The 23,139-nt window shown below is 61.7% G+C and carries 20 protein-coding genes; 14 read left to right on the top strand and 6 right to left on the bottom strand.

Annotation, left to right across the window (positions count from 1 at the left end):
* Positions 1-33: 33 nt before the first annotated feature.
* Complete coding sequence (locus tag ACSQ17_RS03180) at positions 34-549, top strand: substrate-binding periplasmic protein (protein WP_436067551.1); 516 nt, start codon at positions 34-36, stop codon at positions 547-549.
* 15 nt (positions 550-564) lie between these two features.
* Here ACSQ17_RS03180 and ACSQ17_RS03185 read toward each other — a convergent pair whose 3' ends face one another.
* Positions 565-1,977: a sensor histidine kinase gene (locus ACSQ17_RS03185; protein WP_436067552.1), complete on the bottom strand. Its 1,413-nt coding sequence runs from the start codon at positions 1,975-1,977 to the stop codon at positions 565-567.
* Positions 1,970-2,641 carry a response regulator gene (locus ACSQ17_RS03190; RefSeq protein WP_436067553.1) on the bottom strand — a complete coding sequence of 224 codons (672 nt, stop codon included), beginning with the start codon at positions 2,639-2,641 and terminating at the stop codon, positions 1,970-1,972. Before ACSQ17_RS03190 ends, ACSQ17_RS03185 begins: the two co-directional genes overlap by 8 nt.
* 206 nt (positions 2,642-2,847) lie before the next feature.
* Here ACSQ17_RS03190 and ACSQ17_RS03195 point away from each other — a divergent pair, with 206 nt between their 5' ends.
* The 6 genes from ACSQ17_RS03195 (at position 2,848) to ACSQ17_RS03220 (ending at position 9,259) form a co-directional block, all read left to right on the top strand.
* Positions 2,848-4,113 carry an OprD family porin gene (locus ACSQ17_RS03195; RefSeq protein WP_436067554.1) on the top strand — a complete coding sequence of 422 codons (1,266 nt, stop codon included), beginning with the start codon at positions 2,848-2,850 and terminating at the stop codon, positions 4,111-4,113.
* A gap of 29 nt (positions 4,114-4,142) precedes the next feature.
* Positions 4,143-5,126 carry a Bug family tripartite tricarboxylate transporter substrate binding protein gene (locus tag ACSQ17_RS03200; protein ID WP_436067555.1) on the top strand — a complete coding sequence of 328 codons (984 nt, stop codon included), beginning with the start codon at positions 4,143-4,145 and terminating at the stop codon, positions 5,124-5,126.
* Positions 5,127-5,216: 90 nt separating this feature from the next.
* The gene (locus ACSQ17_RS03205) at positions 5,217-5,672 is read left to right on the top strand and encodes a tripartite tricarboxylate transporter TctB family protein (RefSeq protein ID WP_436067556.1); all 456 of its coding nucleotides are present in this window, start codon (positions 5,217-5,219) and stop codon (positions 5,670-5,672) included.
* A gap of 3 nt (positions 5,673-5,675) precedes the next feature.
* On the top strand, positions 5,676-7,190 hold the full coding sequence (locus tag ACSQ17_RS03210) for a tripartite tricarboxylate transporter permease (RefSeq protein WP_436067557.1): 1,515 nt from the start codon (positions 5,676-5,678) through the stop codon (positions 7,188-7,190).
* Positions 7,183-8,229, top strand: a complete 1,047-nt coding sequence (locus ACSQ17_RS03215) for an AbrB family transcriptional regulator (RefSeq protein ID WP_436067558.1) — start codon at positions 7,183-7,185, stop codon at positions 8,227-8,229. The genes ACSQ17_RS03210 and ACSQ17_RS03215 overlap by 8 nt, the downstream gene beginning before the upstream one ends.
* Positions 8,230-8,392: 163 nt before the next feature.
* Positions 8,393-9,259, top strand: coding sequence for a DUF6279 family lipoprotein (locus ACSQ17_RS03220; RefSeq protein WP_436067559.1), 867 nt, complete (start codon positions 8,393-8,395; stop codon positions 9,257-9,259).
* Here ACSQ17_RS03220 and ung read toward each other — a convergent pair.
* On the bottom strand, positions 9,256-9,951 hold the full coding sequence (gene ung / locus ACSQ17_RS03225) for a uracil-DNA glycosylase (RefSeq protein WP_436067560.1): 696 nt from the start codon (positions 9,949-9,951) through the stop codon (positions 9,256-9,258). The two genes, ACSQ17_RS03220 and ung, sit on opposite strands and share 4 nt — an antisense overlap.
* 330 nt (positions 9,952-10,281) lie before the next feature.
* On the opposite strand from ung, the gene ACSQ17_RS03230 reads away from it, so the two are divergent.
* Positions 10,282-11,169 carry a DUF2971 domain-containing protein gene (locus ACSQ17_RS03230; protein WP_436067561.1) on the top strand — a complete coding sequence of 296 codons (888 nt, stop codon included), beginning with the start codon at positions 10,282-10,284 and terminating at the stop codon, positions 11,167-11,169.
* 131 nt (positions 11,170-11,300) lie between these two features.
* Here the strand turns inward: ACSQ17_RS03230 and ACSQ17_RS03235 are convergent, their stop codons facing one another.
* Positions 11,301-12,182 carry a helix-turn-helix domain-containing protein gene (locus ACSQ17_RS03235; RefSeq protein ID WP_436067562.1) on the bottom strand — a complete coding sequence of 294 codons (882 nt, stop codon included), beginning with the start codon at positions 12,180-12,182 and terminating at the stop codon, positions 11,301-11,303.
* Between the two features lie 183 nt (positions 12,183-12,365).
* Between ACSQ17_RS03235 and ACSQ17_RS03240 the strand changes: the two genes are divergently transcribed.
* The 6 genes from ACSQ17_RS03240 (at position 12,366) to mmsB (ending at position 19,486) form a co-directional block, all read left to right on the top strand.
* On the top strand, positions 12,366-13,862 hold the full coding sequence (locus tag ACSQ17_RS03240) for a CoA-acylating methylmalonate-semialdehyde dehydrogenase (RefSeq protein ID WP_436067563.1): 1,497 nt from the start codon (positions 12,366-12,368) through the stop codon (positions 13,860-13,862).
* Positions 13,863-14,023: 161 nt separating this feature from the next.
* Positions 14,024-15,271, top strand: a complete 1,248-nt coding sequence (locus ACSQ17_RS03245) for a substrate-binding protein (protein WP_436067564.1) — start codon at positions 14,024-14,026, stop codon at positions 15,269-15,271.
* 6 nt (positions 15,272-15,277) lie between these two features.
* The gene (locus ACSQ17_RS03250) at positions 15,278-16,444 is read left to right on the top strand and encodes an acyl-CoA dehydrogenase family protein (RefSeq protein WP_436067565.1); all 1,167 of its coding nucleotides are present in this window, start codon (positions 15,278-15,280) and stop codon (positions 16,442-16,444) included.
* 101 nt (positions 16,445-16,545) lie between these two features.
* On the top strand, positions 16,546-17,364 hold the full coding sequence (locus tag ACSQ17_RS03255; RefSeq protein ID WP_436067566.1) for an enoyl-CoA hydratase: 819 nt from the start codon (positions 16,546-16,548) through the stop codon (positions 17,362-17,364).
* 54 nt (positions 17,365-17,418) lie between these two features.
* On the top strand, positions 17,419-18,522 hold the full coding sequence (locus tag ACSQ17_RS03260; protein ID WP_436067567.1) for an enoyl-CoA hydratase/isomerase family protein: 1,104 nt from the start codon (positions 17,419-17,421) through the stop codon (positions 18,520-18,522).
* A gap of 43 nt (positions 18,523-18,565) precedes the next feature.
* On the top strand, positions 18,566-19,486 hold the full coding sequence (gene mmsB, locus ACSQ17_RS03265) for a 3-hydroxyisobutyrate dehydrogenase (RefSeq protein WP_436067568.1): 921 nt from the start codon (positions 18,566-18,568) through the stop codon (positions 19,484-19,486).
* Positions 19,487-19,619: 133 nt separating this feature from the next.
* On the opposite strand, the gene ACSQ17_RS03270 is transcribed toward mmsB, so the two are convergent.
* Together ACSQ17_RS03270 and ACSQ17_RS03275 are read right to left on the bottom strand one after the other, a co-directional pair.
* Positions 19,620-20,954, bottom strand: coding sequence for an HlyD family type I secretion periplasmic adaptor subunit (locus tag ACSQ17_RS03270; protein ID WP_436070420.1), 1,335 nt, complete (start codon positions 20,952-20,954; stop codon positions 19,620-19,622).
* Between the two features lie 31 nt (positions 20,955-20,985).
* Entirely contained in the window at positions 20,986-23,121 is a 2,136-nt protein-coding gene (locus tag ACSQ17_RS03275; protein ID WP_436067569.1) for a type I secretion system permease/ATPase, read from the bottom strand.
* Positions 23,122-23,139: the final 18 nt, after the last annotated feature.

Here is a 23,139-nt window from a genome sequence, read left to right on the forward strand (position 1 = left end):
TCGGCCGAACGCGGCCAGCGCGCCGGCAGCGCGGTGTGGCTGCACAGCCGGGAGCGCGAAAACCAGTTCTTTATCAGCGACCCGGTGGTGGAAAGCGGTTATTACCTGTTCCACCGCAAGGGCCACCACGTTGACTGGCAGCAGATTGGCGACTTACAGGGCCAGCGAATTGTCGGCACACGCGGCTATGACTACGGTGCCGACTTCCAGCAGGCCGAGGCCAGTGGACAGCTGCAGGTCAACCGGGTCACCAGCGATGAAACCGCCTTTCGCCAGTTACTCGCCGGCCGGGTTGACCTGTTCCCGATGGACAAGGTGGTCGGCTTCGACATGCTGCACCAGCATTTCAGCGCGGCCGAGCGTGCGAAGCTGAGCTTCCACCCCAAACCGCTGCGCAGCGACAGCCTGCACCTGCTGCTATCACGGAAAGTGGCCGGCAATGCCGAACTGATCGAGCGGTTCAACCGTGGCCTGGCGCAGCTGCGCGAAAGTGGCAAGATCGCCCAGTATCTGCTGGAGGTCCAACAGCCGCTCAGCCTTAACCCCTAGAGCAGCAACAGCCGCTCACTGCTCACAGACAAACGCCACCCGCACCAACAAACCCTGGGGTTGCGCCTGATGCAGGCTGATCTGTGCCTGATGGGCGCGGCAGATCTCGCCGACAATCGCCAGGCCCAAGCCTGCTCCGGTGCCCTTGTTATTGCGCCGATAGAAACGTGCAAACACCCGCTCATGTTCTTCTGGCGGAATCCCCGGACCGTCGTCTTCGACTTCCAGCACCCCAGCCGGCAATACCCGCAGAATCACATTGCCGCCGGCAGCGGTGTGCGCCAGAGCGTTATCCAGCAGGTTGCACAGCAGCTCGTTGAGCAGTGTCGGTTCGCCACTGACCCACACTGCCTGCTCAGCTTCCAACGCCAGCGCAATCCCCCGCGCATGGGCCAGTGGCGCCAGCGCCATGCCCAGCTCACGCGCCAGCTGACTGAGATCCAGACGCTGTGCGCCACCTTCGGCAATCGCCCGCGCGCCGCTCTCGATCCTCGCCAGCGACAGCAGCTGATTGGCCAGGTGGGTCAATTTGTCGGTGTTCAGCGCGGCTTCTTCCAGCGTGCTGCGCCACACCGCCGGCTCCTGGGCACGCAAACCCAGCTCAACCCGCGCCTTGAGCGCAGCCAACGGCGTGCGCAGCTCATGAGAAGCATCGGCGATAAATTGCGACTGGCGCTCGAACAGGTTGCGCAGGCGATCATTGAACTGGTTGAGCGCCGCAATCAATGGCAGCAGTTCGCGTGGCATACCGGCATCGGGCAAGGGTTGCAGGTCGTCACTGGTGCGCTGCGCCACACTGCGGCGCAGCGCCTCCAGCGGACGCAAGGCCGCACTTACCGCCAACCACACCAGCAATAACGCGCTCAGCGCCAACAGCCCCATCCGCATGAGCGTGCCGAGTAACAACTCACGAGCCATGCGCTCGCGAGCACCCTGGGTTTCTGCCACACGAATTTCTGCAACACCGGTATGCCCCGGCTCGCTGACCGGCCGCAGCAAGCTGACCACCCGCACACCCTGGTTGCGAAACTCGCCATCGTAGAAGCGCGCCAGTGCCGGGTAATCCTCAGTGCGCTGAGCGTCGTCAGGGGGCGCAGGCAGGTCCTCATACCCAGAAACCAGCTCGCCCTGCACATCCAGCACTTGGTAATAGATACGCCCAGCACTGTCATACGCAAAGCTGTCCAGAGCCACATAAGGCACATTGGCATTCAGCCGTCCGCCCCTGGCATACAGCCCTTCGGCAACGGCACGCGCCGAGGCCAGCAAGGTGCGGTCATAGGCGGTATCGGCGGCATGCCGAGCGCTCCAATAGGCACTCAGGCTGCTCAGCAGCAGAATCAGCGCCAACAGCACGGCCAGGCGACGGATCAGTCGCCCGCGCAAGCTACCCGACTCAGCCGTAGAGGCGCGCCGGAATTCAATCACCAAGCGCCTCCAGCAGATAGCCAAGGCCACGGAACGTGACAATTCTCACTCCGCCGCCTTCAAGCTTCTTGCGCAGACGATGCACGTAGATTTCGATGGCATCGCTGCTGGCTTCCTCATCCAGGCCGAACACCTGGGCCGCTAGCTGCTCCTTGCTCATCACCCTTCCGGGCCTCGCGATCATGGCTTCCAGTACCGCCTGTTCGCGCGAGGTCAGCACCAGCAAAGCATCGGCCAGGGTAAAGCGCCGGGTGTCCAGGTCATACAGCAGATTGCCGCAGCGCTGCTGGCGTTCGCCGCCGAGCACGGTGCGCCGCAGCAGGGCTTTGACCCGCGCCTCCAGCTCGCTCAATTCGAAGGGCTTGGCCAGGTAATCATCCGCCCCCAGGTTGAGGCCGTGCACCCGATCCTTGACCTCGCCACGTGCGGTCAGCATCAGCACCGGCAGGTTCTTGCCGCGCTCACGCAGGCGCGCCAGCACCTGAAAGCCATCCAGGCGCGGCAGGCCAATATCGAGAATCGCCAGGGCGTAGTCCTCGCTGCTCAACGCCAGATCGGCGGCAATACCGTCATGCAGCATGTCCACGGTCAGCCCGGCGCCACGCAGGGCCTGGGCCACGCTTTCAGCCAGGGGCAGATGGTCTTCGACCAGCAGGATTCGCACGGTAATGGCACTCCACGAACTTGTTTTTATGTGCTCAGTGTAACGGCGCAAAAGCGGCTGCGAATGTCCCAGTGAGTTTCTTTCAAGCTGAAAGCCTGGTGAAAGCTTGGCCTCATAGCATCGGGCTCAGGTGGCTCGATCCACCGCCCAGAACGGCTGACGCAGTGGTGCCCAGCCGTGACAAAAACAACAATGGAGACCACAAGATGCCGACTGCATCTCATCAGGCACTTGCGCCTGCTCGCCTGCTTAGCCTGGCCATTGCCACGACCCTGCTTGCCCCCATGGCCCACGCCGAATTTATCGCCGATAGCACGGCCAGCCTGACCACCAGCAACATTTACCTCAATCGTGATTTCCGTGAGAACGCCGGGCAGAAAAAACGCGAGGAATGGGGCCAGGGTTTCCTGCTCGACCTCAAATCCGGCTACACCGAAGGCACTGTCGGCTTTGGCCTCGACGCCATGGGCATGCTGGGTATCAAGCTGGACTCCGGTGGCGGGCGCACCGGCACCGACCTGCTGCCGGTACAGGATGACGGCGGCACCCCGGACCAATACGGTCGCCTGGGCCTGACCGCAAAGGTAAAAATCTCCAGCACCGAACTGCGCTACGGCTCCCACGTACCCGAACTGCCCGTGGTCAAGGCCAGCGACAGCCGCCTGCTGCCCCAGGTATTCGAAGGCGGCCTGCTGACCTCCAGCGAACTCGACGGCCTGACCTTTACCGGTGGCCGATTGGACAAGGTGATCGACCGCGCATCGACCAACTCCGAGGAGCTGATCCTCAACAGCAAGAACCGTCGCTTCGCCGCCGGCATCACGGCGGATCATCTCGACCTGCTGGGCCTCGACTACCAGTTCGCCAAGGGTCTGACCGGGCGTTACTACTTCGCTGATCTGGACGACATCTACCGTCAGCACTTCTTCGGCCTGCTCGCCAGCCAGCCACTGGGCGGCGGCACCCTGAGTGCTGATGTACGCCTGATGCTGAGCAAGGACAGCGGCGCGGCCAATGCCGGCAAAATCGACAACCGCGCGTTCAACGCCATGCTCACCTACGCCATCAACGGCCACAAACTGGGCTTGGGCTTTCAGGACATGAGCGGCGACACCGGTTATGCCTATATCGATGGAAGCGATCCGTTTCTGGTCAACTTCGTGCAAATCAACGACTTCGCCAACGCCGACGAGCGCTCCTGGCAGGCCCGTTACGACTACGACCTGGGCAAGCTCGGCATCCCCGGCCTGAGCTTTATGACCCGCTATATCAAAGGCAGTGACGCGCAGATCGCTGGTAGCAACGACACCGGCGGCGAGTGGGAGCGCGACATTGAGGTCAAGTACGTGGTGCAAAGCGGGCCGCTGAAAGATGTCTATGTGCGTCTGCGCAATGCCAGCTTCAAATCCGACTTCGCCCGTGATGCGGACGAGAACCGCGTGATCGTCGGCTACACACTGCCGATCTGGTAACCCACAATAAGAACCAAGAGGATCGCCAAATGAAAACTGCCTTTACCCGTATCGCCTTAGCCACAGCCTGCCTGGCCTTCGCCGGCCAGATTCTGGCCGCCGAGCCCAAGCGCCCGGAATGCATCGCCCCGGCTGCGCCTGGCGGTGGTTTCGACCTGACCTGCAAACTGGCGCAAAGCGCCCTGCTGCAGGGCAAACTGCTGAAGTCGCCGATGCGCGTGACCTACATGCCCGGCGGCGTCGGCGCAGTGGCCTACAACGCCGTGGTCGCCCAGCGCCCTGCCGATGCCGGCACCATCACCGCGTTCTCCAGCGGTTCGCTACTCAACCTGGCGCAAGGCAAGTTCGGCCGTTTTGACGAGAACGCGGTGAAGTGGCTGGCCGGCGTTGGCACCAGCTACGGTGCCCTGGCCGTGCGCCAGGACTCGCCGTACAAGACCCTCGACGATCTGGTCACTGCCCTCAAAGACAATCCGGGCAAGGTAGTGATCGGCTCCGGCGGCACCGTCGGCAGCCAGGACTGGATGCAGACCGCACTGATCGCCCGCGCCGCCGGCATCAACCCGCGTGAACTGCGTTACGTGGCGATGGAAGGCGGTGGTGAACTGGCCACAGCGCTGCTCGGCGGCCACATTCAGGTTGCCAGTACCGACATCTCCGACTCCGTGCCGCACATCGAAAGCGGCGACATGCGCATCCTCGCGGTGTTCTCCGAAGAGCGTCTGCCAGGCAGCGTGGTCGAATCCATACCCACCGCCAAAGAGCAGGGCTTCGACGTGATCTGGCCGGTGATCCGTGGTTTCTACCTCGGCCCGAAGGTCAGCGACGAAGCCTACACCTGGTGGAAGAACTCCTTCGACCAACTGCTGGCCTCGGAAGACTTCGCCAAACTGCGTGAAGATCGCGAGCTGTATCCATTCGCCATGACCGGCGAAGAGCTGGATGTCTACGTGAAGAAACAAGTCGCGCAGTACAAGGAACTGGCCCAGGAATTCGGCCTGATCCAGCAGTAACACCCAGCCACACCAACCGCATACCACTCACACCATCCTCTGGGCCTGGCCCAGGGGGTGCTTTTGCCATGGCCAAACGAGGACCTCCTCATGTCTCAACGTATTTTTGGCGCGGTGCTGCTACTGGCCTGTGCCGGGCTGAGCATCATCGCCTGGGGCTACCACGCACCCTTTTCGTATGAGCCGGTCGGCCCACGCGCCTACCCACTGCTGCTGCTGATCCTTCTGGGCCTGGGTGCCGTGTACCTGCTGGTCAAGCCGGCCAGCAACACCGCGCACAGCGATGAGCCGCCCCTGGACAAACACGTGATCCGCAAGGTGGTGGGTTGCGTGGTGATCCTCACGATTTACGCCGCGCTGTTCGAGCCACTGGGCTTCGTGCTGGCCAGCCTGATTTTCGGCATCGCCATGGCCCGTCTGTATGAAGGCACCTGGGTGGCCAGTGTGGTGTCCGGCGTGGTGCTGGCGATTGGTCTGTACCTGCTGTTCGACAAGGTCCTCGACGTTCCTCTGCCACTCGGCATTCTTTCCGCCCTGGAGATCTGACCCATGGATACATTCGCCTACCTGGGCCAAGGCTTCGGCGTTGCCCTGAGCCCCTACAACCTGTTTACCGCCCTGTGCGGCACCCTGATCGGCACCGTAGTCGGTCTGCTGCCGGGTCTGGGCCCGATCAACGGCGTGGCGCTGCTGATTCCCATCGCCTTCGCCCTTGGTCTGCCACCGGAAACCGCGCTGATCCTGCTCGCGGCCGTGTACCTGGGCTGCGAATACGGCGGCCGTATTTCCTCGATCCTGCTGAACATCCCAGGCGAAGCCTCGGCCGTAATGACCACTCTAGACGGCTACCCACTGGCACGTCAGGGCAAAGCAGGTGTTGCTCTGTCGATCTCCGCCTGGAGCTCCTTCGTTGGCGGCCTGATGGCCACCTGCGGCGTGGTGATCTTCGCTCCGCTGCTGGCCAAATGGGCCGTGGCCTTTGGCCCTGCCGAATACTTCGTGCTGATGGTGTTCGCCATCGTCTGCCTGGCAGGCATGGCCGGCAACAAACCGATGAAGACCGCGATTGCCGCCTGTATCGGCTTGTTCCTGTCCTGTGTCGGCATCGACTCCAATAGCGGCGTGTACCGTTTCACCTTCGGCAGCCTGGGCCTGAGTGACGGCATCCAGTTCGTGGTACTGGTGCTCGGTCTGTTCTCGGTCAGTGAGATTCTGGTGCTGCTGGAACGCACCCACCACGGTCAGAAAGCCATCGAAGCCAAGGGCCGCATGCTGTTCAACCTCAAGGAAGGCCTGTCGGTGCTGGGCACCAACCTGCGCAGCGGCGCGGTCGGTTTCGGCCTGGGCATCCTGCCGGGTGCTGGTGCAACCCTGGCCAGCGCCGTGGCCTACATGAGTGAAAAACGCCTGGCGGTGAAAGACAACAAGTTCGGCAACGGCGACCTGCGCGGCCTGGCCGCTCCGGAAACTGCCAACAGCGCCTCGGCCTGCGGTTCCATGGTGCCGATGCTGACCCTTGGCGTACCCGGCTCCGGCACCACCGCAGTGATGCTCGGCGCGCTGACCCTGTACAACATCACCCCCGGCCCGCTGCTGTTCCGCGACCAGCCGGATATCGTCTGGGGCCTGATCGCCTCGCTGTTCGTCGCCAACATCATGCTGATCGTGATGAACGTACCGATGATCAAGATCTTCACCAAGATCCTCGCCGTGCCGTACTGGGCACTGGTGCCGGCCATCGCCATCATCACCTCGATCGGTGTCTATGCGATCCACGCCACTGCGTTCGACCTGTACCTGATGATCGCCATCGGCGTCGCCGGCTACATCCTGCGCAAGATGGACTTCCCGCTGTCGGCCATTCTGCTCGGCTTTATCCTCGGCGGGCTGATGGAACAGAACCTGCGCCGCGCGCTGTCGATCTCCAACGGCGAGCTGGGCATTCTGTTCGCCAGCCCGATCACCTGGGGCGTCTGGACCCTGATCGTCGGCATGATCGCCCTGCCGTTCTACCGCGCCTGGCGTAAACGCAGTCAGAACAAGGCCGAACTGGCCAATGCCTGATAGCACTGCCACCTCGTTCAACCCGAAACACCTGCGCAACTGGTGGCTAACGCCGCTGGTTGGCGCAGGCGGCGGTTACTTGGCCAGCCTGATCGGCTGGCCTTTGCCGTGGATCATCGGTTCGTTGCTGGCGGTCATCGCCCTGCGCTGCTGCGGCGTGCTTAGCCGCGAAATGCCAGGCGGGCGGCAAGTCGGGCAATGGCTGGTGGCCAGCGGCATTGGTCTGCACTTCACCAGTGAGGTGCTGGAACAGGTGCTGAGCAACCTGGCGATCATCGTCGTCGGCGTGCTCGCCACCCTGCTGCTCAGCGTGATCGGCATCATCGGCTTGCGCCGCTCCGGGGTCGACCGGGCCACCGCGTTCTTCGCCAGCATGCCCGGCGGTGCCAGCGAGATGGTCAACCTGTCGCTGCGTCACGGCGCACAACCCGCACGCATCGCCGCCGCACACAGCATGCGCCTGCTGCTGGTGGTACTGCTGATCCCGGCGCTGTTCACTTGGGGCCTGCCAGCCATGGAACCGCCACCAGCGGCAACCGTGAACTGGATCTGGCTGGCCATTCTGCTACCGGCGGGTGCCCTGGTGGCGGTGCTCTGGCGCAAATCCGGGCAACCCAACCCGTGGATGCTCGGCCCGCTAACCCTGTGCGCTGCAGCCAGCGTCACCTTCGACCTGCACATCGGCATGCCCAGCGACCTGGGACAGTTCGGCCAATGGTTGATCGGCTGTGCACTGGGCTGCCATTTCGACCGGGCGTTCTTTCGCAGCGCACCGGCGTTCCTGGCGCGGGTACTGCTGCTCACCCTGCTGGCGATGGTCTGCACCGCACTGCTTGGCACCCTGCTCGGCTGGTTTGCCGGTATCGAAGCGGTTTCGCTGATGCTCGGCATGATGCCTGGCGGTATTACCGAACTGTGCCTGACCGCCGAAGCGCTGCACCTCTCGGTCGCCCTGGTAACCGCCTTGCAGGCCCTACGGCTGTTTATGGTGATGTTTCTCGCAGAACCGCTGTTCAGGCTCTGGCAACGCCACGCCTGACAATTGCTCTGCAACCCAAACCAACGACCACTTTTAGCCCGCCTTGTGCGGGCTCTTTTTTGCCTGAGTCGCGGCCGGTTTTTTGTTTAACAGATATGTCCGCCACCCCGCAGACGGCTGCGGCTGGCGTACCCTCAGGCCTTCAGCATTGAGGCACCCCGATATGAGCGTACTGCGCTGGCCCGCCATGAAATCCCTGCTGCTATTGCTCTGCCTGAGCCTGCTGGTGACTGCCTGCAGTCGCCTGGGGCTGGCCTACCGCAATCTAGACTGGCTGGTGCCCTGGCGGCTGAACGACTACCTAAATCTCGACGGGCAGCAGCAGGCCTGGCTCAAACCACGTGTGCAAACGCATTTGCAATGGCACTGCAGCAGCGAGTTGCCGCGCTATATCGACTGGCTGCACACCACCGAAAGCATCCTCGCCGCGCCACAGCCTGACAGCGAACAACTGCTGGAGCAGTTCACTGAATTCGATGCCGCGCTCAAACGCATCAGCATCGAGATCACCCCCACCGCTATCGAATTGCTACAGGGGCTGAGCGAGCGTCAGGTCAACGAGTTGTACGCGGCACTCGACGAAGACAATCTGGAAGACCGCCAGGACTTCCTCGACCCGCCTCTGGCCACCCAGATCAGCGAACGCCAAAGCCGTATGCAGGAGCGCCTGCACGCCTGGCTGGGCCGCCTGAACACGGCCCAGGTGGAGCATGTGCAAGCCTGGGCCAACACCCTTGGTGAGCAGAACCGTGTATGGCTGGAGAATCGTCAACGCTGGCAAGCTGAGCTGCGCAGTGCGATCGCCGAACGCAGCCAAGCCGACTTTGCCGAACGCCTGACCCGCCTGCTGCAACAGCGCGAAAGTTTCTACAGCGACGAGTACCGCGCGCGTTACGCCGCATCACGTCGTGCGCTGGCCCACCTGTTCAGCCAACTGCTAAGCAGCAGTGACGCGGCCCAGCGCGAACGCCTGGGCCACCGCCTGCGCGACCTGCGTCGGGATCTGGCCGAACAACAATGCAGTGCCTAAGCAGGCTCGGGCAAACGCCAATCAATCGGGCTCAGCCCATGCTGCTGGAGGAACTTGTTGCAACGGCTGAAGTGCCCATTGCCGATAAACCCCCGGTGCGCCGAAAGCGGCGACGGGTGCACCGACTTCAACACCAGATGCTTACTGCTATCGATGAGCTTTTCCTTGCTCTGCGCATGGCTGCCCCACAGCAGAAACACCAGACGCTCCTGCTGCTGGCTGACCACCTCGATCACCTTGTCGGTGAAAAACTGCCAACCCTTGCCGGCATGCGAGCCCGCAATACCATGCTCCACCGTCAATGAGGTGTTAAGCAGCAACACACCCTGCTCCGCCCAGTGCTGCAGATTGCCATGGCTGGGGATGTCGATATTCAGATCGCGCTTGAGCTCTTTATAGATATTCACCAGCGACGGCGGCGTCTTCACCCCAGGCTGCACGGAGAAACACAGCCCGTGGGCCTGCCCCGGCCCGTGGTAAGGATCCTGACCGATCACCACCACCTTGGTCTGCGCCAACGGCGTGGAGTTGAGCGCATTGAAAATCAGCGAGCCGGGCGGATAAATCGCCTTACCCGCCGCCTTCTCAGCTCGCAGAAAATCGCCCAACTCACGCATATAGGGCTTCTCGAACTCTTCATGCAGCGCGGCCTTCCAGCCAGCTTCGAGTTTGACGTTATCGGCGGCGCTCATGGCTGTGTCCTGCTTTATACCAACGGAAGCGGCACGCTAAGGAAGGCGCTGGGGCAAGTCAAGGCTGGTGGCGCGTGGCCGCGTAGGTTGTGGTTTAGCGCAGCGAAGCCCAGCGATGGGATTGCCCGGACTTGTGAAGAAAACGGGAGACAGACCACGGTTAAATCCCCCGAAACCATGGTCAGTCCCTTATTGTTTAGCATGGCCACGAACCATTTGAGCGTTGTCCTGCGTGAGTTAGAAGTGCGACTGGGATTTCTGCTCCGCGCCCCTCTGACAAAGAACTGTAAAGTTATTGAAACGATGAAAATTGAATGGGAGTAGTAAACGATGCCTCTTTACAAGTACGTGACAGCCAAGACGGCCATAAAGATTCTTAAAGGAAGCATACGATTTACTCAGCCTGGGGCGTTCAATGATCCATTCGAATTGCTGCCGCAGTTCATTACGCCAAAGACTATTGCTGAGCAGGATCAATATTCTCTTTCAGTGGACTGCATAGGCTCTCGCAGAAAAGGAATACTCCGAAACTGGGTTAAGGAGGATGACCGTTATAAAGGTGACTTTCAGGCACGAAAGATTGTGGAGTCACTGAATGATGCCATTGGGTTACTTTGCCTGAGCAGAAACCCAGAAAGCCTTCTCATGTGGGGGCACTATGGGGATGAGTACCGTGGGGCAATCATTGAATTTGATGAAAGACACCCGTTCTTCGAGGGTAAAATTTCAGTTGTCTACAGAAAGAATCGTCCAGTTTATGATATTGCCGACTTTCTGAGCCAGCCGTTCCCAGTTGCAGATCTATGTATCAAGCCAAATGTCTGGTCTTATGAAAGAGAGATTAGAATAGCAAGGCCGTTATCGAGTTGTACCGAAGTTGCAAAAGATGAGAACGGAAACCGAGTAATGACTATGGATGTTCCGATTGATTGCATTCGTGGAGTAATAATGGGTGAGCGAATGACAATTGAAAACCAGCGCACAATGTGGGAGCTGGTTAAGAAATCTGATATTTCTCTTTTGTTGGCTGCGGTTGCCAACTGGGATTACGCATTCAGAAGTGAAATCATTAAGTATCCAGGCCCATTAACTGGATCGCCAACTATTAGTCCACGAACAGCACATATTTTTTCGGAAGAACCTGGGCAGTTTGGAGATGTTGCTCGCTGGATGATTGAAAATCATCCAGCTTCTGAATTCGTCAACTTACCCTGCTGACCTTCTGCCCCTACCTATACTCTGCACGACTCACGTCAGACGAGAGGCAATCAGGGGTAGACCACACTACTGGTGCTGTTGACCGATCACTTCTGGCCGAAAGTAACTGCCTGCCTATGGAAACCTCTGACTCACCCCTGATGCAACGCCCGGTAATGACTGGGCGCCATCCCCACCACTTTGCGAAACAGCCGCGAGAAGTAATACATATCCTCGTAGCCCAGTTGCTCCGCGACCTGGCGGATGCCCTGCTCGCCTTCGTCGAGCAGGCGGCAGGCGTGGGCCATTTTCAGTTGGATAAAGTCCTGGATCGGCGCATGTCCGGTTAGCGCGCGGTAGGTTTTGGCGAAGTGAAAGCGCGACAGCTTGAACTGTGCGGCCAGCTCATCGAGGTTTAGCGAGCCATGCAGATGGGCGCGCATGACTGCCTGCACGGCGTCCACATCCAGCACCCGCCCGGACTTCAGCGTGGTACGTGCTGGCAACACTGCCAGTGAGGTGAGCAGCACCTGCAACTGGTGCGCGGCATGAATAAAGTGCGCCAGATTCAGGCCCTGCTTGCGCAGGTTCAGCAGTGCATCGAACTCGGCCAGCAAGCGCGGCTGCACGCCGATACGCCACAACGGTCCCTTGCCCAATGGCTTGAGAAAGTCCGCCACCAGCTCGCCATCAAAATGCACCCAGTACAGCGTCCAGGGCCGTTGCGGGTCTGCGCCATAGGCGTGGGCCTGCCCTTTTGGCAGCAGCAGCAGATCGCCACCACTGACAGCTAATCGTCCATCCGATGTTTCCAGCCAACCCTGCCCTGCACGGCAGTAGATCAGCAGATGATCCTCCGGTTGCGGGCGGTGCATGCGGTGTTCCAGCGCCTGCGGATAAAACCCCAGGGCCAGCGGGTAACAGCCTTGTGCCAACGGGCTGCGGGCCAGTAGGCGGCGCAGCCTGGGCGGCGTGATAAAGCGCACACCGTTGGCTGGCAAAGGCCAGTTGGAGGTTTCAACGTTGGCTTTCATGTGCCCCCCGGTAGCCCGGATGCAATCCGGGAGAAGTGGCCAGAATTGGTATCATAGCCAGGCATTAAATCCCAAGATAGTCCATCTACCGACCAAGATCGTCAATCCACAAAGCCAACCGAGGCGGCTATAACACGGGCAAAACAACAACCGAACCCGCTCTGAGGTTCGCCGGAGGAAGGCATGGCCAAGGCAATTGCACAGTTGATCGACGGTGAATGGCGCGAAAGCCGCGCCCGCGAATTTATCGAAGTCACCGACCCGGCGACCCAGGAAGTTCTAGCGCTGACCCCCAAGGCCACTGCCGAGGAGATCGAAGCGGCGATTGCCAGTGCCAAGGCGGCCTTTCTCACCTGGCGCGAAGTGCCGGTATCCGACCGCGCACGGGTGATGCTGCGCTATCAGCACCTGCTCAAGGAACACCACGACGAGCTGGCAGAGATTCTCGCTGGGGAAACCGGCAAGACCCTGGCCGACGCCAAGGGCGATGTCTGGCGCGGCATCGAGGTGGTCGAGCAGGCCTGCAATATCGCCAGCCTGATGATGGGTGAAACCGTGGAGAACGTTGCCCGCGATATCGACACTGCCAGCTGGATTCAGCCACTGGGCGTGTGCGTCGGCGTCACCCCGTTCAACTTCCCGGCGATGATTCCGCTGTGGATGTTTCCCCTGGCCATCGCCGCCGGCAACACCTTTATCCTCAAGCCCTCCGAGCAGGACCCGCTGACGCCTAACCGCCTGGCCGAGCTGTTTATCGAGGCCGGCGCACCCAAGGGCGTACTGCAGGTGCTGCATGGTGCGCGCGAGGTGGTCGACAGCCTGCTGACCCACCCGGATATCCGCGCCATTTCCTTTGTCGGCTCGGTCCCGGTGGGCCAACACATCTACCGCACCGGCACTGCTCACCTCAAGCGTGTGCAGGCCTTTGCCGGGGCGAAAAACCATATGGTGATCATGCCCGACGCCAACAAGCAGCAGGTGTTGAGCAACCTGGTGGGTGCCAGTTGTGGCGCAGCCGGGCAACGCTGCATGGCGATCAGCGTGGCGGTGTTCGTGGGCGACTCGAAGCAGTGGATCGACGAGTTGCAGGCGCAGATGGCCGACCTGCAACCCGGCTACTGGACCGACGGCCACGCAGCCTTCGGCCCACTGATCAGCCAGCAGGCCAAGCAACGCGTGCTGCGCCTGATCGCCGAAGGCAAGGCGGAAGGTGCCGAGTGTCTGCTGGACGGCTCGCACTGTGCAGTCGAGGGCTACCCCAACGGCAACTGGGTCGGCCCGACTCTGTTCCGTGGCGTCACTAGCAAGATGAGCCTGTACCGCGAGGAAATCTTCGGCCCGGTGCTGGTGTGCATGGAGGTCGATACGCTGGAAGAGGCCATCGAACTGGTCAACGCCAGCCCCTACGGCAATGGCACCTCAATCTTCACCCGCTCCGGCGGCGCTGCGCGGCATTACCAGCACGCAGTGGAAGTCGGCCAGGTCGGTATCAACGTACCGGTGCCGGTACCGCTGCCGTTCTTCTCCTTTACCGGCTGGAAGGGTTCGTTCTACGGTGACCTGCATGCCTACGGCAAACAGGGCGTGCGCTTCTTCACTGAAACCAAAACGGTGACCAGCCGCTGGTTTGATGAGGATGCCGTCAGCGCGGCCGCCAACATGACCATTCAGCTGAAATAGACCCAAGGTCTACCGGCCGGTGTCTGCAAAAGGAGATAAAACCGCGTTCTTGAGCGGTTATTGACCCATTGCAATACGCCGGTCTTTAGACCAAAAGACAATGCCTCCCTGTTCGCCAGAGCCTCACAGTGCCCTGGCATAACAAACACACGGAGGATGTGATGAAAAGACTGACTGCCACTCTGGCCCTGTGGGCTGGAATCACCGCTGTTGCGCAAGCTGCCGAGCCAATTACCCTCGGCCTCAATTACCCGCGCACCGGCCCGTATAAGGAAGAGGGTTTGGCCCAGATGCGTGGAGCCTTGCTGGCCATAGATGAGCTGAACGAGCGCGGCGGCGTGCTCGGTCGGCCGCTGCGCCTGAGCAGTAAGGACAGCGCCTCGCGCCCTGAGAAAGCTGAGCGAAATGTCGACCGTCTGGCAGCAGAGGGCGCAGCCATGCTCTTTGGCGGTGCCTCCAGCGCGGTGGCCATCGCCGCCGGTAAACGTGCAGCCAAACATGGCCTGCTGTACTTCGGCACACTCACCTACTCCAACGACACCACCGGCAAAGATGGCCATCGCTATATGTTCCGCGAGTGCAACAACGCCTGGATGAGCGCCCGCGCCCTCGGCCAGTACCTGAACAAGACGCTGCCGAATCAGGATTACTTCTACATCACCGCTGATTACACCTGGGGCCACACCACGGAAAGCTCCCTGCGCCAGACCACTGGCAGCACCGATGCCGGCAAGCACCCTGGCCTCAAGGTGCCGTTCCCCGGCGCACGCCAGGCTGACTATCAGGACGCCCTGAAGCAAGCCGCCGCCAGCAACGCCAAGGTGCTGGTATTGGTGTTGTTCGGTGAAGACCTGGTGCGCGCCATGCGCCTTGCCAAGGACATGGGCCTGACTGAGCGCCTGCAGATCGTCGCCCCCAACCTGACCCAGCACATGGTCGAACAGGCCGGTCCCGGCATCATGCAGGGCGTCCTGGGCACCGAGCCATGGACCTGGCGTGTACCCGAACTGGAAAAATCCGAGCGCGGCCAGGCGTTCGTCAGCCAATTCAGTGAACGCTATCAGATGTACCCATCCAGCTCCGCCGCTTCGGCCTACAGCATTGTCTACCAGTGGGCTGACGCCGCTCAGCGAGCCAATAGCCTCGACAGTGAAGCCTTGATCAAGGCCCTGGAAAACCACAGTTATCAGCTACTCAAAGACCGCCAGCAATGGCGCGCCTTTGATCACCAGAACGCGCAGACCGTTTATGTTGTCCAGGTTAAAACCCGCGCCGAGGTGATGCTCGACCCACTCAAGCAAGACTACTTCGCCATCGTCGATCGCCTCGACGCCTCCCAGGCAGCCCCCGACCTTGCCGATTGGCAAGCCGAGCGCAAAGCTGCCGGGCAACCCCCGACCCTGCAATGAGGATTTATGGACTTCGAACTCAGCGATGAACAACGCCTACTGGTAGACAGCGCCCGCGCCTTCGCCAGCAAGGAACTGGCACCGCATGCCGCCGACTGGGACCGCGACCACCACTTCCCGGTGGATGTGATCAAGCGGGCGGCTGAACAGGGTTACCTGGCCCTGTACATCAAGGAAGAAGACGGCGGCCTGGGCTTGTCACGGCTGTCTTCATCGCTGATTTTCGAACAACTGTCGGCGGGCTGTATCGCCACCACGGCGTTTCTCACCATCCACAACATGGCTTCGTGGATGCTTGCCAGCTTTGCCGACCAGGCGTTGAAAGATGCCTGGTTGCCACGCCTGGTCAGCGGCGAGTTGCTGGCCTCCTACTGCCTGACCGAACCGGACGCCGGCTCCGACGCCGCGCACCTGCGCACCCGTGCCAAGCGCGATGGCGACGACTATGTGCTGGACGGCAGCAAGTGCTTTATCTCCGGCGCGGGCAGCACCGATGTGCTGATCGTGATGGCGCGTACCGGTGAGGACAGCGGAGCCAAGGGCATTTCCTGTTTCCTGGTGCCGGCCGATGCCGAGGGCGTGAAGTACGGCCGCAACGAACTGAAAATGGGCTGGCGGGCCCAACCGACCCGCACCATCACCTTTGAAGGCGTGCGCATTCCGGCGGGCAACCGCATCGGCCCGGAAGGCCAGGGCTTCGTCTACGCGATGAAAGGCCTGGATGGCGGCCGCATCAATATCGCCAGTTGTTCGCTGGGCGCGGCCCAGGCAGCGCTGGAGCAATCGCTGCGCTACGTCGAGGAACGCAAGCAGTTCGGCAAGCCGCTCAGCGACTTCCAATCCCTGCAATTCAAGCTCGCCGACATGCTCACCGACCTGACCGCCAGCCGGCAGATGGTGCGCCTGGCCGCACACAAGCTCGATCATGGCCACAGCGAGGCCAGCCTGTACTGCGCCATGGCCAAGCGCTTCGCCACCGACCACTGTTTCACCCTGTGCAACGAGGCACTGCAACTACACGGCGGTTACGGTTATCTCAATGATTACCCGCTGGAGCGCTGGGTGCGCGACAGCCGCGTGCATCAGATACTCGAAGGCACCAACGAGATCATGCGGGTGATCATCGCCCGCCGCCTGCTGGATCAGGGCGGCATGCTGGATCGCTTGCTCTGAGCAAAACATCGGACCTGTAGGCGCCAGCTTGCTGGCGATCAAATGCCCAAAAGCATCGCCAGCAAGCTGGCGCCTACACAAACTCAGATATGAGGATACCCATGAGCACTGCCATCGAACCCTACAACCCCGGTGTATTCGACCTGACCCACAAGCTCACCGTTGAGAAACACGGGCATACCGCGCTGATCACCATCAACCAGCCGCCGGCCAACACCTGGGACCGCGACTCGCTGATCGGTCTCAAGCAACTGGTCGAGCACCTTAATCGCGACGATGACATCTATGCCCTGGTGATTACCGGGCAAGGTGGCAAGTTCTTCAGCGCCGGGGCCGACCTCAAGCTGTTCGCCGATGGCGACAAGGCCCGCGCCCGCGAGATGGCCCGGCGCTTCGGCGAAGCCTTCGAAGCGCTGCGCGATTTTCGTGGCGTATCGATTGCCGCAATCAACGGCTACGCCATGGGCGGCGGCCTGGAGTGCGCCCTGGCCTGCGACATCCGCATCGCCGAACGCCAGGCGCAGATGGCCCTGCCGGAAGCCACCGTTGGCCTGCTGCCCTGCGCTGGCGGCACCCAGCACCTGAGCTGGCTGGTCGGCGAAGGCTGGGCCAAACGCATGATTCTCTGTGGTGAGCGCGTGGATGCAGAAACCGCCCTGCGCATCGGCCTGGTCGAGCAGGTGGTCGACAGCGGCGAAGCCCGTGGTACCGCCCTGCTGCTGGCCGCCAAGGTGGCGCGCCAAAGCCCGGTGGCAGTGCGCACCATCAAGCCGCTGATTCAGGGTGCTCGCGAGCGCAGCCCGAACACCTGGCTGAGCGAAGAACGCGAGCGCTTTGTCGACCTGTTCGACGCCGACGACACCCGCGAAGGGGTCAATGCCTTTCTGGAAAAACGCGACGCCCAGTGGCGCAACAAGTAATCCGCGGCTCCGATCCGCCCGTAGGGTGCGCCGTGCGCACCGAGAATCAGAACAATGAATGTGACCTTTGAAGAACGCCCGGCCCAGCACGGCATGCGCATAGGCATCGCCAGCCTGGATGCCGAGAAAAGCCTAAACGCCCTGTCGCTGCCGATGATCGAAGCGCTGGATGCCAAGCTGAAACAGTGGGCGGAGGATCCAACCATCGCCTGCGTAATGCTGCGCGGCAACGGCCCCAAGGCCTTCTGCGCCGGCGGTGACGTGGTTCAACTGGTGCACCAGTGCCGCGAACACCCCGGTGAAATCCCGCCCTTGGCACGGCGCTTCTTTGCCGACGAATACCGCCTCGACCACCGCATCCACACCTACCCGAAACCCTTTATCTGCTGGGCCCATGGCCATGTGCTGGGTGGCGGCATGGGGTTGATGCAGGCTGCCGGCATCCGCATCGTCACCCCAGGCAGCCGCCTGGGCATGCCGGAGGTGAATATCGGCCTGTACCCGGACGTTGGCGGCAGCTGGTTCCTCGCCCGCCTCCCCGGCAAGCTCGGCCTGTTTCTCGGCCTGACCGCCAGCAGCATCAATGCCACCGACGCCCTGGAACTGAACCTGGCCGACCGCGTGCTGCTCGACAGCCAACAGGACGACCTGCTCAGCGGCCTGGCCCAACTCAACTGGCAAGAGCACAGCCCGCAGCAACTGCACAGCCTGCTCAAGGCCCTGGAAAACCAGGCCCGCAGCGAACTGCCGCAAGCCCAGTGGCTGCCACGCCGCACGCACATTGACGAACTGCTGGATGTACCCGACCTGCCCCAGGCCTGGCAGGCCATCAGCGCCCTGCAAACAGATAGCGATGCGCTGCTGGCCCGCGCCGGCAAGACCCTGGCCGGTGGCTGCCCATTGACCGGGCATCTGGTGTGGGAGCAGATCAAACGCGCCAAACAGCTATCGCTGGCCGAAGTGTTCCGCATGGAGTACGCCATGAGCCTGAACTGCTGCCGTCACCCGGAATTCCCCGAAGGCGTACGCTCGCGGCTGATCGACAAGGATCATGCGCCGCACTGGCAATGGCCGGATGTGGCGAATATTCCACAGCAGGTGATCGACGCGCACTTTGCCCCGGCGTGGGACGGCGAACACCCATTGGCGGATCTGTAAACCGTTGTAGGGTGCGCCGTGCGCACCACCCCATGGAACCCTGGTGCGCACGGCGCACCCTACGAGGAGAGGACTTCGCATGACCCGGATCGCTTTTATCGGCCTCGGCCATATGGGCCTGCCCATGGCGCGCAACCTGCTCAAGGCCGGCTTCACCCTCACGGTGTTTGACCTGGTGCCCGCCGCCATGGACGAGCTGGCCAAAGAAGGCGCAGTACGGGCCAGCAGTGCCCTGGATGCGGTACAGGATGCCGATGTGGTGGTCAGCATGCTGCCCGCCAGCCGGCACGTCGAAGGTCTGTACCTGGGTGACAACGGCCTGCTGGCTGCGCTCAAACCCGGCACCCTGGTGCTGGAATGCTCAACCATCGCCCCGGACGTTGCGCGCAAGGTGCACCAGGCCGCCAAAGCGCGTGCTATCGAACTGCTCGACGCACCGGTATCCGGCGGTACGGCGGGTGCAGCAGCCGGCACCCTAACCTTTATGATCGGCGGCGCAGCCAGCACCCTGGAAAAGGCCCGTTCGCTCTTCGAAGCCATGGGCAAGAACATCTTCCACGCCGGCCCCGATGGCGCCGGCCAGGTGGCCAAGGTGTGCAACAACCAGGTGCTGGCAGTGCAGATGATCGCCACCGCCGAAGCCATGGCCATGGGCGTGGCCAACGGCCTGGAGCCGGCCGTGCTGGCCGAGATCATGCGCCAGAGTTCAGGCGGTAACTGGGCCCTGGAAAAATACAACCCCTGGCCCGGCGTGATGGAAAACGCTCCGGCGTCCAAAGGCTACAGCGGCGGCTTTATGGCCGAGCTGATGGCCAAAGACCTCGGCCTCGCCCAGGAAGCCGCCCAAGCCAGCGGCAGCAGCACACCGATGGGCGCACTGGCGTTGCAGCTGTATCGCCTGCTGCTCAAGCAAGGCAAGGGCAAACAGGACTTCTCGGTGGTGCAGCAGCTGTTTGTAGAGTAGAACGCCGTAAGGTGCGCCGTGCGCACCTGAAGCCCCTCTCTCGGTGCGCACAGCTCACCCTACAACCGAAGTAAGCCCCGCAAAGCAAAACGCCGCAAAAATGCGGCGTTTTGCTTTGCGGGTATATGGCCTGTCACCGCTCGCGCAGCGCCTCGGCGCGGGCGCGGATAATCGGTTTGAGCAGGTAGCTGAGCACGCTCTTCTTGCCGGTGATGATGTCCACCGACGCCACCATGCCCGGGATGATCAACAGCGGATTCTCTTCGCTGCCCAGGTGGCTTTTGTTGGTACGCAGTTTGATCACGTAAAAACTGTTACCGTCATCGTCGGTGACCGTGTCGGCACCAATCTGCTCCAGCTCGGCCTTGAGCCCACCGTAGATGGTGTAGTCATACGCGGTGAACTTGACCACCGCCTCCTGGCCAGGATGCAGGAAGGCAATATCCTGTGGACGGATACGCGCCTCGACCAGCAGGTTCTCACCCAGCGGCACGATTTCCACCAGATCGCTACCCGGCTGAATCACCCCACCAATGGTGTTGACCAGCAGTTGCTTGACGATGCCGCGCACCGGCGACGTGACCAAGGTGCGGTTGACCCGGTCCTCCAGCGCCTTGCCGGTCGACTGGATCTTGCTCAGCTCGGTGCGTGCCTCATTCAGCTGCGTCAACGCCTCACTGCGAAAGCGCCCACGGGTTTCGTCGATCTTGCGCTCGACTTCCTTGATCGCCGCTTCGGCACGCGGAATGGCCAGGGTGGTGGCCTCCAACTGACCACGGGCCTCGACTTCGGCGCGCTTGAGGCGCAACACCTCCACCTGAGAAATCGCCCCCTCGGCCACCAGCGGCTCGGACATGCGGATTTCCTGGCGCAACAGGTTCAGGCTGTTACTGAACTGACCCTGCTTGGAGGCGAACTCACGCAGCTCCTGACGGCGCTGGATCAACTGTTCTTCCAGGCCCGCGACTTCATCGAGCAGTTGCTGCTTGCGGCTGTTGAACAACTGAATCTCGTTGTCCGCCTGCCCTGGGGCTTTTTCCCGCACCTCATCGGCCACCACCAGCTCGCGATCCTGCACTTCGGCGCTCAAGCGCTCCACCCGCAGCAACAGCGCCAGGCGGTCAGCTTCGGTCTCACCCACGTTGGAGGCAAACCGGGTGTCATCCAGACGCAACAAGGCATCACCGACCTCGACAATCTGCCCTTCACGGACAAACAGTTCGGCGACGATACCGCCCTCCAGGTTCTGAATTTTCTGCAGCCGTGAAGACGGAATCGCCTTGCCATCACCGCGGGTCACTTCATCGACCACGGCAAAGTTGGCCCACAGCAGGCAGAACACCACAAAGGCGATCAGCCCCCAGATGGTCAGGCGCACCACCCGTGGTGCATCCTCGATCAACGCTTTGTTGACCTCTGGCAACGGCTCGTCACCCAGCTCATCATGGCCGCCAAAATAGGCGGCCATGGCCTGGCGCAGGCTCTTCTTCTCAGGCGCGTTAGCTGACACTGATCTGCCCCTTCTTCAGCGCTTCCATGACACTGCCTTTTGGCCCGTCGGCGATGATCTGCCCACGGTCGACAATGATCAGCCGGTCTACCAGGCTGAGCATCGAGGCGCGGTGCGTGACCAGCAACAGGGTCTTGGTACCGATCACCGCAGACAGGCGCTGTTTGAGGCGCTCTTCGCCGGTGTTGTCCATGGCGCTGGTGGGTTCATCGAGCAGCAGGATCGGCGGATCGAGCAGCAGCGCACGGGCCAACGCAACGTTCTGCCGCTGGCCACCGGAAAGGTTCTGGCCGCGTTCGCCGACTTGCAGCTCATAGCCCTTGGGGTGCAGTCGGGCAAATTCGTGCACACCGGCCAACTCGGCCGCCTGCAACACCAACTCGTCTTCCACGTAGCGCGCCCCGGACACCAGGTTGTCGCGCAGGGTGCCGCTGAACAGCTGAATATCCTGCGGCACATAGCCGATGTTGTGGCGCAGATCGCTGACATCCAGTTGGCGCACGTCAATGCCGTCCACCAGCAAGTTGCCGGCATCCGGTTGATACAAGCCGACGATCAGTTTGGCCAGCGAGCTTTTGCCTGAGCCACTGCGGCCGATGATGCCAATCTTCTCGCCCGGACGAATCACCAGGTTGACGCCCAACAAGGCGGCCTGCTGCTGATCCGGGTAATGGAACTCCACCTGACGGAACTCCACGGCACCTTGCAAAGCCTGGCGCTTGAGCGGTCGCTCGTCGGCATGCCGCTCCTGCGGCAACTCCATCATCTGGTTGACCGAATCAAGGGTGACCCGCGCCTGCTGGTAGCGCGTAAGCAACCCGGAAACCTGTGTGAGCGGCCCCAAGGCACGGCTGCTGAGCATGTAACAGGCGATCAAGCCGCCCATGCTCAGGTTGCCATCGATGATCTGGTACACGCCGAGCACGATCACCACCACACCGGCCAGTTGCTGCAGCAGCATGGTCGAGTTCATGGCCAGACTGGAGAGCATGCGCGCACGCAACTCCAGACGACTGAGGGTGCCGATAGTCTGCTCCCACAGGTACTGGCGCTCGCTCTCGGCATTGTTGACCTTGACCGCATCCAGGCCGGCCAGGCTCTCGATCAGGCTCGACTGACGCTCAGCCGCCAGGGCCATGGTGCGCTGCATGGTTTCCGCCAGCGGCCGCTGCAACAGCCAGCCAATCAACGCCACCAGCGGGAAGGCCAGGATCGGAATCCACACCAGGTGCCCGCCGATCATGGCGATCACCGCGAGAATCAGCAGGGTAAATGGCAGGTCGATGACGCTGGCCATGGTCAGCGAAGCGAGAAAATCACGCAGGCTTTGAAATTCGTGGATGTTCTGCGCGAAGCTGCCAACCCGCGCCGGACGGAACTTCATGGCCATGCCAGCGATGCGTTCGAACAGCGTGGCGGAGATGATCAGGTCGGTTTTCTTGCCCGCCAGATCGAGACACAGACCGCGCAGGGTCTTGAGCAGCAGGTCAAAACAGAACACCCCGGTGATGCCGACGGCCAGCACCCACAGGGTCGCTTCGGCCTGGTTGGGCACGACCCGGTCATACACGTTCATCACGAACAGTGGCGTGGCCAGGCCGATCAGGTTGATCAGAAAACTCGCGGCAACAGCATCGATGTACAGCCAACGGGAACGTTTGAGGGTGTCGCGAAACCAGGAGGTGGCACGCGGAATCAGCTCACCACGGTTGAAATCGAATTTGTGCAGCGGCTGAGCGAAGAACACCTGCCCGCTGTAATCCTTGGTCAGAGCCTCGGCACTGACGCGCACCTCGCCCCCTTCGCTTTCGCTGGGCATGATGCGTGCCCGGCCCTGATCATCCCAGCCCAGCAGAATGGCGCTGCGGCCGTCGTGCAGCAGCAATAGAGCCGGCATGGCCAAAGCTGGAATCTTTTCCAGACCACGGCGCAGCCAGCGCCCTTGCAAACCAGCGCGGGCGGCGGCGCGTGGCAGCAATTCGGCACTCAAACGCTGTTCGGGAAGTGGCAGACCTGCGGTCAACATCGCGCGGCTGACCGATTTCTGGTGCAGGCTGCACAGCGACAACAGGCTATCTAGCAGAGGGTCGTCGTAGCGATCACGGGGATCGCTACGGGTTTGCATCGGGCTTGGGTCTACTGC

This window comes from Pseudomonas sp. LjRoot71 (assembly GCF_964253255.1).
Taxonomy (GTDB): Bacteria; Pseudomonadota; Gammaproteobacteria; order Pseudomonadales; family Pseudomonadaceae; genus Aquipseudomonas.